11 protein-coding genes are annotated in these 12,239 nt (G+C 70.1%); 4 read left to right on the top strand and 7 right to left on the bottom strand.

Going from position 1 to position 12,239, the window contains the following annotated elements; all coding sequences use genetic code 11:
• Positions 1-75 precede the first annotated feature (75 nt).
• On the bottom strand, positions 76-831 hold the full coding sequence (gene yaaA / locus ACOCEP_RS00355) for a peroxide stress protein YaaA (protein WP_482335200.1): 756 nt from the start codon (positions 829-831) through the stop codon (positions 76-78).
• A gap of 58 nt (positions 832-889) precedes the next feature.
• Between yaaA and ACOCEP_RS00350 the strand changes: the two genes are divergently transcribed.
• Positions 890-1,858: a GNAT family N-acetyltransferase gene (locus tag ACOCEP_RS00350; protein WP_482335199.1), complete on the top strand. Its 969-nt coding sequence runs from the start codon at positions 890-892 to the stop codon at positions 1,856-1,858.
• Between the two features lie 73 nt (positions 1,859-1,931).
• Positions 1,932-2,867, top strand: coding sequence for a phosphotransferase family protein (locus tag ACOCEP_RS00345; RefSeq protein ID WP_482335198.1), 936 nt, complete (start codon positions 1,932-1,934; stop codon positions 2,865-2,867).
• Positions 2,868-3,400: 533 nt separating this feature from the next.
• Here ACOCEP_RS00345 and ACOCEP_RS00340 read toward each other — a convergent pair.
• Together ACOCEP_RS00340 and ACOCEP_RS00335 are read right to left on the bottom strand one after the other, a co-directional pair.
• Positions 3,401-4,306 (bottom strand): 2-hydroxyacid dehydrogenase, encoded by a 906-nt coding sequence (locus ACOCEP_RS00340; protein ID WP_482335197.1) that lies wholly within the window; start codon positions 4,304-4,306, stop codon positions 3,401-3,403.
• 28 nt (positions 4,307-4,334) lie between these two features.
• A complete protein-coding gene (locus tag ACOCEP_RS00335; RefSeq protein ID WP_482335196.1) occupies positions 4,335-4,691 on the bottom strand; it encodes a VOC family protein in 357 nt (118 codons plus the stop codon).
• 126 nt (positions 4,692-4,817) lie between these two features.
• On the opposite strand from ACOCEP_RS00335, the gene ACOCEP_RS00330 reads away from it, so the two are divergent.
• Positions 4,818-6,566, top strand: a complete 1,749-nt coding sequence (locus tag ACOCEP_RS00330) for a proline--tRNA ligase (protein WP_482335195.1) — start codon at positions 4,818-4,820, stop codon at positions 6,564-6,566.
• Positions 6,566-7,504 carry a DUF8017 domain-containing protein gene (locus ACOCEP_RS00325; protein ID WP_482335194.1) on the top strand — a complete coding sequence of 313 codons (939 nt, stop codon included), beginning with the start codon at positions 6,566-6,568 and terminating at the stop codon, positions 7,502-7,504. Before ACOCEP_RS00330 ends, ACOCEP_RS00325 begins: the two co-directional genes overlap by 1 nt.
• Here ACOCEP_RS00325 and ACOCEP_RS00320 read toward each other — a convergent pair.
• The 4 genes from ACOCEP_RS00320 to ACOCEP_RS00305 all read right to left on the bottom strand — a co-directional run bounded on the left by ACOCEP_RS00320 (position 7,441) and on the right by ACOCEP_RS00305 (position 12,142).
• Positions 7,441-9,615, bottom strand: coding sequence for a bifunctional lysylphosphatidylglycerol flippase/synthetase MprF (locus tag ACOCEP_RS00320; RefSeq protein ID WP_482335193.1), 2,175 nt, complete (start codon positions 9,613-9,615; stop codon positions 7,441-7,443). The genes ACOCEP_RS00325 and ACOCEP_RS00320 overlap by 64 nt on opposite strands.
• 71 nt (positions 9,616-9,686) lie before the next feature.
• Positions 9,687-10,538, bottom strand: coding sequence for a DUF8017 domain-containing protein (locus tag ACOCEP_RS00315; RefSeq protein WP_482335192.1), 852 nt, complete (start codon positions 10,536-10,538; stop codon positions 9,687-9,689).
• Positions 10,535-11,446 (bottom strand): DUF8017 domain-containing protein, encoded by a 912-nt coding sequence (locus ACOCEP_RS00310; protein ID WP_482335191.1) that lies wholly within the window; start codon positions 11,444-11,446, stop codon positions 10,535-10,537. Before ACOCEP_RS00310 ends, ACOCEP_RS00315 begins: the two co-directional genes overlap by 4 nt.
• A gap of 9 nt (positions 11,447-11,455) precedes the next feature.
• Positions 11,456-12,142 carry an HAD hydrolase-like protein gene (locus ACOCEP_RS00305; RefSeq protein WP_482339523.1) on the bottom strand — a complete coding sequence of 229 codons (687 nt, stop codon included), beginning with the start codon at positions 12,140-12,142 and terminating at the stop codon, positions 11,456-11,458.
• Between the last annotated feature and the right edge of the window lie 97 nt (positions 12,143-12,239).

The raw sequence follows: 12,239 nt of genomic DNA, 5'->3' as shown, positions 1-12,239 counted from the left end.
CCAGGTGGCTGGAAATCACTTTCCGCATCCGCGCCTGGTGGAACAACCGAGGAAGGAGCCCGTAGGGGTACGGAACTAATGCGCCCCGTCGCCGGTCAGCAGCTCGATACTGTGGTCGCCCGTGCGCTCGACGTCGAGACCCGCCTTCGTCAGGACCCGCATCAGCTGCTCCACAGTGGACGGTTCGCTGCGTGACTTCACCAGCTCGGCGGCCAGCCGTCCCTTGTACGCCTTGTTGAAGTGGCTCACCGTGGTCCGGTTGCCCTTCGCGTCCTCGGTGACGACACGCACCGTCACCGCGTCGGGGCGGAGCTTCGCCAGCGCCGAGTAGGTTCCGGACCGCAGGTCGACGACGAGCCCCTCGACAGCTTGGAGCGCCGGTTCGAGGACCGGCTTCCATACGCTGCGGACGGTGCCGAGCGACGGCAGCGCGTTCCCGCCCGAAAGCCGGTACGCGGGGATCGGGTCGGTCGCCGCGACCACTCCGAACAGCGCCGAAGCGACAGCGAGGCGTCTCTCGGCCTTCGCCAGCGTCGCCTTGGTGAAGGACTTCACGTCGAGCGCGTCGTAGAGGACCCCGGTGTAACGGCGCAGCGCGGGCATCGTGGGCGAAGTCCACAGCTCGGCGTTGCGGGCGACCTCGTCGGCCTGCCGCGGCGTGATGCCGAGCGCGGCGATACTGGCCGGGACGTCGACGGCCAGCTCGGCCAGCGCGTCGGCCAGCTTCGCCCGGGTCGGGTTCAGCTCCGGGAACGACAGCGCGTCGAGGTCCAGCGGCGCGCCGGTGCCGCCGGCGGCCTTGGTCTCGGAAGGGGGGAGGAGCACGAGCACCACGGAAGCGTAACTAAATGGAGTGCGTCACCCGAGGCGCGGGCTTAGCCTCGTCCGCATGAGCCTGACCTGGCGCCCGCTGACCCTGGACGACATGCCGCGACTGGCCGAGACCTTCGCCGAGGCGGAGCGTACCGAGCCGATCGAAGAGCACTACAGCGCGGAGGATCTCGCCGAAGAGATCGGTACGCCGACCGTCCACCTGCCGACGGCGTCCACCAGCGCGTGGGACGGCGAAACGCTGGTCGCCTACGGTCTGCTCCGGAAGCGTGACGCGGCGGATCCGGTGCACATGATGCGGGTCGAGACGCTCGTCCACCCCGCGTACCGCGACGACGCGATCGCCGGGAGCCTCACCCGCTGGTTCGAGGAGGCGGGCAAGGCGCTCCACGCGAAGTCCCACCCGGACGTACCGCTGGAGCTGCACGCCGCGGCCAACACCAAGCAGCGCTGGCTTTCCGAGGTACTCGTGGACGCCGGGTACGAGCACGCCCGGTGGTTCGTCGACATGCGGGCCGACCTCGGCTCGATCCCGCCGGTCGAACCGCTGCCCGAAGAGTTCCCGCTCGTCACGTACGAGCAGAAGTACGAGGCCCTCACGCTGCGGTCCCGTAACGAGACCTTCGCCGACCACTGGGGGAGCACGGAGCAGTCCCCGGAGGCTTGGCGGCATCTGGTGGTCGGCGGGAAGGACTTCCAGCCGGAACTGTCGTTCCTGCTGCTGAGCCCGGAGCGGGACCGGGTGGTCGCGATGGTGCTGAGCGCTCACTTCGCCTCCGACGAGGCAGCCACGGGAGTGAAGGAGCTGTACGTCAGCCACGTCGCGACCGACGCGGGCCTTCGCGGGCGCGGGATCGCGGGCGCGCTGCTCGGGCACACGGTCGTCCAGGCCAAGGCCAAGGGGTTCCACCGGGCCTCGCTCAACGTGGACCAGGACAACACCCACCGTGCGCTCGGGGTTTACGAGCGGGTCGGGTTCAGCGAGTTCCAGCGCTGGGCCGGGTACGTGAAGCCCGTTCCGACCTGACCGGTTGTCACCCGAAAGGGCGGATTTCGGTACAGTCGATCTTCTCGGAGAGATCGCTGGGGGTGGTGGGGCGTTGCCGGTTTCCGCACGCCTCGGCTGGCATGACCTGCCGTCGGCGACGCGTGACGCCGTGGAGCGGGAGCTCGGGTCGGCGGTCCGCCGGTCGTTGTGGCAGACCCCGGAATTCGACGGCGGCGTCGCCGCGCGGCTCGAACTCGAACGCGAGCATCGCTGGGTCTTCCTGAAGGCGATCCCGGCGGGCAGTCCGCGCGCGGGCGGCTACCGGACGGAGGCCGCCATCGCGCGACGGCTTCCCCCGGAGGCCCCCACACCGCAGCTCTTGTCCTTTGTGGATAGTGATTGGCTGGTGCTCGCGTTCGCCGATTTCGACGGCACCAGGCCGAACCTGCGCCCCGGATCGCCGGACCTTTCCGCGGTGCTGGCCACCTTCGGCGCGCTCGGGCGAACGCTCACGCCGTGCCCGCTGCCCGACGTCCCGGACGCCCTCGACGATCTCGGCCCGCTCCTGCGCGGCTGGCACGAACTGGCGAAGGAGCCGCCGGACGACCTCGACGGCTGGGCCGTCCGCAACCTCGACCGGCTCGTCCAGCTGGAGACGTCGTGGCATCCCTGGTCGGCCGGGGACACGTTGCTGCACAACGACATCCAGCCCGAATACCTGGTGCGGACCGGGCCGGGCCGGGTGCTGGTCACCAACTGGCGCTACCCGGCACGGGGCGCGGGCTGGCTCGATCTGGTCGCGCTCGTCCCGTACCTGCTCGACGCCGGGCACGAGCCCGCCGACGTCGACCGGCTGCTCCGGCGCCGCCCTGTGCTGGCCGGTGTCCCGGTCTGGGCGGTCACCGCCTTCGGTGTCGCCCTGGCCGGGCATGCCGAACGCGCGTCCCGGCTACCGGAGCCGCCCGCGACGACGGGCGTCCGCGCGGCGCAGCGCCGTCTCGCCGCGGCCATGCGGGAGTGGCTCGCTTACCGGACGCACTGGCAGTAGCGGCCCGGCTCGCCCGGCGAGTGCCGTCGTGTGTCGCGAAAGCCACTTTCGCGACGTCAGGTGTCCCGAAAGTGGCTTTCGCGACATCGGGCTCGACGGGAGCCTTCGTTAACCCACTGCGACCAGGACCCCGTTGCGAAAGCCACTTTCGCGCGCCTGGGACAGGCAGGGCGGGGCACGCCAGACGGCTCGACCGAGCCGGCCGGGGAGCGCGTCTCCGATCACCCGGAGACAAGGCTCGTGAGTGGCTACGACGGTTCTCTTGGCTCGTAAGGCAACTGTGGCGTGTTCGGGCACTTGCTGGATGCGGGCTTCGGTGTCGCGAAAGCCACTTTCGGGACATGTGGCGTCGCGAAAGCCACTTTCGCGACGTCACCGAGCCTTCCGTCGCGCACAAGGACCGCACCACCTTGCGAAGGGGACTTTCCTCGCGTGCGATGAGGGGAAAGCTCCCTTCACCTCGCCGAGCACCCCGGAGCGCCGGACTCCCCACCCGACAGGACACCTTTGCCCCTACGGCTCAATAACCCGTCCTAGCCACTCACGAGGTTCAGCGGCTCCTCGCCGGCGGCGTACCGGCGCAACTGCTCGGCGACCAGCCGCTTCGCGCGCGGGTAGAACGACGCCGACCCGCCCGCGACATGGGGCGTGACGATCACGCCCGGCGCGGTCCACAGTGGATGCCCGGCGGGCAGCGGTTCCGGATCGACGACGTCCAGCGCGGCACGCAGCCGCCCGGAGACGGTCTCGGCGGTGAGCGCCGCGGTGTCGATCGCCGAACCTCGCCCCACGTTCACCACCAGGGCGCCGTCCGGCAGCGCGGCGAGTTCCGCGGCACCGAACAGGCCCATGGTCGCGGGCGTCTCGGGCAGGATCAGGACCACGATGTCGGCGGACGGCAGCAGCTCCGGCAGTTCGGCCACGCCGTGCACGCGCTCCGCGGGCCGGGCCGTGCTCGCCACTCTGGTCACGATCGCTTCGGCCGCCTCCAGCTGACGCTCGATCGCTCGGCCGATCGAGCCGTGGCCGACCAGCAGCACCCGGCTGTCCGCCAGCGAACGCGTGTGCTCGCGCTCCCACGACGCCCTCGCCTGCTGCGCGAACCAGCGCGGCAGATCCCGCTGCGACGCGTGGATCAGCGCCAGCGCGTGCTCGGCCACGCTGAGGTCGTGCAGGCCGCGGCCGTTGGCCAGCCGTACCCCCGCCGGCACCAGCGGGATCAGCTTCTCCACCCCGGCCGACAACGACTGCACGAGCTTCAGCGACGGAAGCCGCGAGAGCAGCTTCATCGGCTCTGCGCCGGTGTCGTACGGCAGCACATAGACCTCGACGCCATCGAGGCCCTCGTCCGGCAGGGGCCCCAGACCGTCGTAAACCCGCGCGCTCAGGCTCTCGGGCAGCTCGACGTCGGACCAGGGCAGGATGACTCGCTCCGTCATGCCGCCATTCTGGCCGTCGAGGCCGGTATCACCCGCCGTGGCCCGCGACGCAGAACTCGTTGCCGACGGGATCGGCCAGCACCGTCCACGCGAAACCGGGCATCTCGTGCCTGTCCAGCTTCTTCGCGCCCAGCCCGACCAGACGCTCCACCTCCTTCTCCATGTCTTCGGTCCCGAAGTCCACGTGGACCCGGTTCTTGCCCACCCGCTCCTCCGGCACGCGCTGGAAGGCGAACACCGGCCCGTTCTCCCTCTTGGCGCGCAGGATCAGGAACTCGCCGCCGTGGTCCTGATCCACCTCGACCCCGAGCGCCTGCGTCCAGAACGCCGCGAGCCCGCGCGGATCCGCGCAGTCGATCGTGATCATGCCCAGTTCGATACCCATGGCGGCACGCTAGCCGCACCCACCGACAAAACCGGGCGCCCGCGATAACCGGTTGAACCGGCCCGGGGCGGGGTGACTACGCTGCGCAGAACGTCTAAGCAGGTAATTCCAGCGAGGAGCCCAGAAGTGATCACCAGGATGTCGTCGTTGTTCCTTCGCACCCTGCGTGAGGATCCGGCGGACGCCGAGGTACCGAGCCACCGGCTCCTGGTACGCGCCGGCTACGTCCGCCGGGTCGCGCCGGGCGGTTACTCCTGGCTGCCGCTGGGCCTGCGGGTGCTGCGCCGTATCGAGAACGTCGTCCGCGAAGAGATGAACGCCATCGGCGCGCAGGAGATCCAGTTCCCCGCGCTGCTGCCGAAGGAGCCCTACGAGGCCACCGGCCGCTGGACGGAGTACGGCGACGCGCTGTTCCGCCTCAAGGACCGCAAGGGCGCCGACTACCTTCTCGGCCCGACGCACGAAGAGCTCTTCGCGCTCACCGTGAAGGGTGAATACAGCTCGTACAAGGACTACCCGGTCGTTCTGTACCAAATCCAGACGAAGTACCGCGACGAGGCGCGCCCCCGCGCCGGGATCCTGCGCGGCCGCGAGTTCGTCATGAAGGATTCGTACTCCTTCGACCTCGACGACGAGGGGCTGACCAAGTCGTACGAGCTGCACCGCCAGGCCTACACGAAGCTGTTCGACCGCCTCGGCATCGAGTACGTCGTCGTGAAGGCGACTTCCGGCGCGATGGGCGGCTCGGCCTCCGAGGAGTTCCTCGCCGTCGCCGAGACGGGTGAGGACACCTACGTCCGCAGCACCGAATCGGGTTACGCGGCCAACGTCGAAGCGGTCACCACGCCCGCTCCCGAGGCGAAGCCGGTCGAGGGCCTGCCCGAGGCGAAGGTCCACCACACGCCGGACACGCCGACCATCGAGTCGCTCGTGAACTTCCTGAACAACGCCGGCCTCGGCCGCACCTTCACCGCCGCGGACACGCTCAAGAACGTCCTGGTGAAGACCCGTCAGCCGGGTGCGAAGGAGTGGGAGCTGCTGGCCATCGGCCTCCCCGGCGACCGCGAGGTCGACCCGAAGCGTCTCGAAGCGTCGCTGGAGCCCGCCGAGTTCGAGCTGCTCGAAGAGGCGGACTTCGCGAAGAACCCCTTCCTCGTCAAGGGCTACATCGGCCCGAAGGCGCTGAAGGACAACGGCGTCCGCTACCTGCTCGACCCGCGCGTCGTCGACGGCACCGCCTGGGTCACCGGCGCCGACGAGCGCGACCACCACGTGGTCGACCTGGTCGCGGGCCGCGACTTCACCGGTGACGGCACGATCGAGGCCGCCGAGGTCCGCGAGGGCGACGCGTCGCCCGACGGCAAGGGCACCCTGGTCGCCGCGCGCGGTATCGAGATCGGGCACATCTTCCAGCTGGGCCGCAAGTACGCGGACGCGTTCGAGCTCGACGCGCTGGGCCCGGACTCCAAGCCCATCCGCATCACCATGGGTTCGTACGGCGTCGGCGTCTCGCGGCTGGTCGGTGTGCTCGCCGAGCAGAACCACGACGACCTCGGCATCGTCTGGCCGCGCGAGGTCTCGCCGTTCGACGTGCACGTCGTCATCGCGGGCAAGGACGAGACGGTCGCCGCGGGCGCGGAGAAGCTCGCCGCCGAACTGGACGCCGCCGGTGTCGAGGTCGTCCTCGACGACCGCAAGGCCACCCCGGGCGTGAAGTTCGCGGACGCGGAACTCGTCGGCGTGCCGACGATCCTCGTCGTCGGGCGCGGCCTGGCGAATGGTGTCGTCGAGGTCAAGGACCGTCGCACCGGCGAGCGCGAAGAGATCGCCGTCGACGCGGTCGTGGAGCACCTGGTCAAGCTCGTCCGCTCGTAATGGGCCTTTTCGGCAAGAAGCGCGGGGATTCCCCGGGCTACGAGGACAACGCGGCGCTGGACGGGTTCGGGGGCTATCAGCCCTCGGACTCGTCCGGCTACACGCCCGCTCCCGAGACCCCGGCTCCCGAACCCGAGCCGGAGCCGGAGAAGCCCGCGAAGCAGCCGATGTCGCGGAGCGGGCGAAGGGCCATGTTCGGCTTCTTCGCGACGATCGGCGTCATCACGGTCGCCGCGCTCGCGAACAACGGCGACAGGTCGTCGGAGAGCAGCGCGCCGACCACCCGGGCTCCGGTCGTCTACACGCCTTCGCCGCGGGTCGTCGCGCCGCCGGTGACCGAAGGCTGGCAGTCGGTGGCCGGGAAGGACGGCGTCTACGCCTACGACGTCCCGCCGAACTGGACGCCGAAACCCGGCACGATCCACGGCTGGGAGAAGGGCGCCCAGGTCCCGGGGATCACCATGGTCGCGAGCGCCTTCGTCGGCGAGGGTTACTGCCCGCAGGAGAAGCGGAGCAGGATCGGCGGCAGCGGCGTGGCCAACGTCAAGCTCGCCGACCCGGCCGCCGCGGCGAAGAAGGCGATCGACGACCTCACCGTCAGCGCCTACAACCCGGAGAACGGTCCGCTGACCGCCAAGATCACCCCGGAAGCGCCCCAGCCGGCCGAGTTCACCCTCGGCACCGGCAAGAAGGTCCCCGCCAGCATCGTCCTCGCCGAGGTCCTCACCCCGCCGGGAGCGTGCGGCGCCCACCGCGCCTTGGTCGGCGTGATCGCGCCCCAGCTGGGCGAAGCCTCGGCGGCCCTGGCCGTCTATTCGGGCCAGGACGCGCCGGGCGGTGCGGATCGCGAGCTGATCCTGAAGATCCTCAAGACCTACCGGGGTGTCCCGGAGGCGGACCGCAAGACCATCACGCCGCCGCCTTCGACACTGCGCTGAGGTTTCTTGCCCGACCGCGCGAGCTTCGCCAGCCGCAGCAGCCCGGTGTTCGGCAGGTAGGCCCGGCCGAGCGCGATCCCGATCCGCGGCAGATCCGCCTCGTCGCGGAACGCGAGATACAGCGGGACGTGGCGTGGCTGGAACTTCGCCTTGAACGCGTGCAGCGAACGGAAGCCGTAGAACGGCTCCATCATCGTGCCGAGCGTGTCCAGCACCCGCTCGACGGCGTGCGCGGGTTCCCCGGAGCTCGCCAGCGGAGCGCCGGACAGCGAGACGAACTTCGCGCCTTCCTCGCGGAAGGCCAGGCACGACGACGCGATCAGGAACTCCATCGACGGGCGGAACCCGTCGGCGCGTTTGCGCATGACGTCGAGGGTCCAGCCACCGATCGCGCCCGCTCCGGTGTGCACCGGCAGCCACGACGTCACGCCGTGGACCACGCCGTCGGCGTCCACCGCGAGCCCCACGCGGGTCTCGGGATCCATCGCCTCGTCGACACCGCCGAGGGTGAAGCCCATCTCCGGCATGCCCTTGTCGCTGATCCACTCCTCGGAGATCGCGCGGACCTGCGAGATCACCGCGCGCGGCTGATCGGCGAGCCGGACGAGCCGGAACTCGATACCGTCCTTCTTGGCCCGGTTGAGCGCGGTCCGCACGTCCTGCCAGCGCTTGCCGCGGAACTCCAGCGTCTCCAGTTCGATCAGGGTGTCCTCGGCGACCTGGACCTGCTTCCAGCCGAGCTCTTCGGTTTTGGCGGTGGTGTCACCGGTGGCGGAGAACAGGCACGGCACGAGACCGGTGTTCTCGCACATCGTGATGAACTCGGCGATCGTCCGGTCGGCGGCGCCGTCCGGGGCGATCGGGTCGCCGAGGGCGATGGCGACCCCGGCGTGGCGCCGGTAGGCGAGGTAGGACTTGCCGTCCGCAGCCACGAAGTACGAGTTCTGCGGCCAGGTCGTCATCCACGAAAGCGTGCTGCCGCCGTGGCGGCTGAGCAGCGTGCGGGCCAGCGCGGGGTTGCCCATCCGGCCGAGCCGGCGGCATTTCCGCTGCGACGGCACGCGGAAGGCGCCGCGGGAGGAGACCAGCAGGGCGAATTCGACCGTCCAGAGCAGGCTGTCCACGAAGAACAGCGGCGGATCCACCTCGGCGGCGTCCTCGCCGAAGATCTCCGCCAGCGTGAGCACCCCGCTGTAGACCATCACCTGCAGGATGACGAACGAGGTCAGGATCATCGCGCACCACCAGGCGACCTGGCTGCCCTTGCGCAGGCCGTTCATGATCGGCGCCACGATCAGGCACAGGACCACGACTTCCCAGGTGGACAGCGAAAGCTCTTCGGACGACCCGAACGGACCGTTGCCCGGCACGAAGGACATCACCAGTTCGGTGACCGTCAGCACCAGCAGACCGGCCATGACGTAGAACCGCCACTCGCGCAGGCTCGGCCGCCGTTCACGCGAGGAATCCTTGGCACCGAGGAACTTCCGTCCGAAGGGCAGGGCGAGGACGAGGGCGAAGAAATGCACGAGGTCGGCGAGCGTGCCGACGAAGACGATCGCGACTCCGGCGTAGACGCACAGCCCGGCGCGCAACCGCAGGCGCCACGGCGGGCGCAGGGTGGCGCTGGCGACGGCGACCGCGGCGAGCGCGCCGCCGGAGAACCCGACGTCGAGGCTGCCCGCGACCCGTTCCGCCCATTCCCAGCCCGAGTTGCGGCTCAGCGCCAGGAACTGGACCGCCACCAGGACACTGACGAACTGGCCGCCGATGGCGACGGCCATCGCCCGCCGGGTGCCGAGCCGCCATTCCGCGAATCCGGCGAACAACGCGAAGCTGAGCACCATCGGCAGGTAGTACAGCGGGACGACCGCGAACAGCGGCCCGGTGAACAAGGTCCACCACCGGCCTGATTCGAGCGACGGCAGCCCATACGCGATGTACGGGTACACCGCGCGATCCTCGGCGGCCAACCAGAGCGCGCCCGTGGCCAAGGCGAGCGCGAGCATGGTCAGCGTGACGAGGCTGGTGAACGGCAGCCGGTGCCTCAGCACCGTGATGATCTTGCGTGTCCGGCCCGGCGCGGCCGTCCCGCTTCCCCCTTTTGGCATGGAACTCAAATTAGGTCCGGGAGGTGCTCGGACACATCCGGCACGGGACCCATTTTTCCCTTAGGGGAGTGCTACTCGCGACGGATGCTCTCACCCATCTTGAGGACGACATCCCTGGCTATCGCACCCGGGATCTCCTGGTCCGCCAGTACGAGGAGGACGTGGTAGCGGCCTGATCCGGGCAGCGTGCGCGGCGGCAGGGCGATCGCGGTGATCGCGACCGACGGAGCGGGGCACGGCCCGCCGGGCGCGGGGACGACGGAGGTGGTCACGGCGGTGGCGGTCGTCCCGCCGTCCAGGACCGGCACCGGCCCGGTTTCGCCGATCTCCGCCGTCGCGGAGCGTCCGTACGCCGCTTCGGCCCAGCGCAGCGTCGTTTCCTCGGCGGCCTGGGCGAGGCCGCCGACCTCGCCCTCGTCGATGGTGGTGAATCCCGCCGTCGCCCGTGCCGAGAGATCGGAAGCGGAACAGAAGGCGCGGCGGAACCGAGCGACGCCCTGCAGGGTGACGAGGTCTCCGGCCGGGGTCTCGTAGCCGATGGCGACGTCGGGCTCTTCGAGCTTCCAATCGGGCGGGACGTCGTAGACGAACGGGTGATCGCCGGACACCACCGGTTGCCAGCCGGCGATCACCGGCTGGATCCGCGTGGCGGGCACCGGGTCGGGCAGGACGAGGTCGTGGGCGGACAGCGGTGGTGGCGCGGTCTTCGCCTGGTAGGTGGCCGTCGTGCCGACGGCGAGGACGGCGGCCAGGCCGAGGACGCCCAGCGCCGGCCTGAGCCGGAGGCGACGGCGCGGCGGGACGGCGTCCCGGACGACCGGAAGCGGCCTCGTCTGTTCGGCTTCGGTTTCGAGCGGCTGCCCGGTGAGCGGATCGACGAACCACGGCCGAGGTTCGTCGATCCGCCCACCGGGGCCGGTCATTGCTGCGGCCTCAGACTCGCGAGGATCTTCTGGGCCTCCGCCTCGGGCAGCGCGTCGGGCGTGCCCTGGTCCATGGCCATGACGAAACAGATCGTCTGGTCACCGGACTTGAACGCGGCCGAAGTGACCTTCACGCTCGGCGCCCGGCAGTCCTCGGTCTCGGCGGGGGTGAACGTCCCGGTCGAGCTGACCGCCTGGAGCGACCCGCCCGCGATCGGGACCTGGGTGATGGCGGGCATCGGGACGTCGGGTTTGCCGGTGGCGGACTGGATCCAGAGCCGGACGGCGCCCCTGGCGGCGTTCTCGACCGGGATCTGGTCCGCGGTGGCGAAGCCGACGACCCCGCGGTTCGAGCCGCGGGCATCCGGGCAGGCGCCGAGTTTGTACGTCGACGCCTCGTGGATGACCATCTTGAACTCGCCCTCGTTGTAGCCGACGACCTGGCCCGGCTTGGTCTCCCAGCCCGACGGGGGCAGGTCGTAGGCGGTTTTGTCCTTCACTGACAGGATCCCCTGCCAGCCAGGCGTCGTCGAGGGCACTTTGTTGTCCTTCGGGGCGCCACTGCTCTTGGACGGCGGCTTCGTCGCCGAAGACGACGGCGGCACCGGCGCGGAGGAAGGCGGCGGCCCGGCCTGGGGCTGCGGCTCTTCGCCGTCACGCAGGACGAAGAACAGCGTGGCGCCGACGGCGATCACCAGGACGAGCGCGCCGAGGCCGATCCACAGCCCCTTGTTGCCCTTCTTCGGCGGCTCGGGCGCGAAACCCTGGTACGTCTGCTGCGGGAACTGCTGGAACCCCTGCTGCTGGTGACCCGGGTACTGCTGCTGGGGCGGATACCCCGGCTGCGGTGGTTGCTGCTGATAGGGCTGCTGCTCCGGCCAGCCGTTGCCTCCGCCTGGGTATGCCATGAAGCGAGCTTAGTTAACGTCTCCGAGCACGGCCGCACGTACCGCTGCCAGGTCGGACAGGTCGCCGAGCACGGTGTGCGCCCCCGCGTCGGCCAGTTCCTCCGCACTGAACTGTCCGGTCGCCACGGCCACCGCGACGGCGCCGTTGTCGAGCGCCGCGCGCACGTCGTCCGGGGTGTCGCCGATGACGACGACCGACGCCGGCGCGAACTCGGTGCCGTGTTTCGCCGAGGCGTGGCCGACCGCGGCGGGCACCAGATCCGGGCGGTGCGCCGAGAGCGAGCCGTAGCCGCCGATCTCGAAGTCCACATGTTCGTGGAGTTCGAACGCGGTCAGCTTGTGCACGGAGATCTCCGGCAGATTCCCGGTGACCAGGGTCTGGACGATGCCGCCGTGGGTGGCGAAGGCGTTCAGCGCGTCTTTGGCGCCAGGGAGCGCCCGGCCGCTCGAAGCCAGCGTCGGGGCGTGGCTTTCCGAGACCGCGATCAGCGCGAGCCAGAGCTTGCGCACGTTCTCCTCGGTGGGCTCGACGCCGTGCGAGGTCAGGATGTCGGCGCTGATGGCGCGTTCGGTGCGGCCGCCGAAATTCGGCAACGCCCGCAGTTCGACGCCGGCGACCTCGGCGAGCGCGGTCGTGTACCAGGCGGCGCCGACGCCGCGCAGGTCCACGAGGGTCTGGTCGATGTCCCACAGCACGAGCCGATGCGGAGTAGTCACGCGGCCGACGGTACCGGGGAGCTAATTCAACGTCTGTTGACTTCTGTGGCCGGGAGGCTTACCTTGGCAACTAATT

It is taken from the genome of Amycolatopsis sp. CA-211722 (assembly GCF_056828465.1).
The sequence above is the reverse complement of the archived record's forward strand: the minus strand, read 5'-3'. Positions and strand labels throughout refer to the sequence as shown.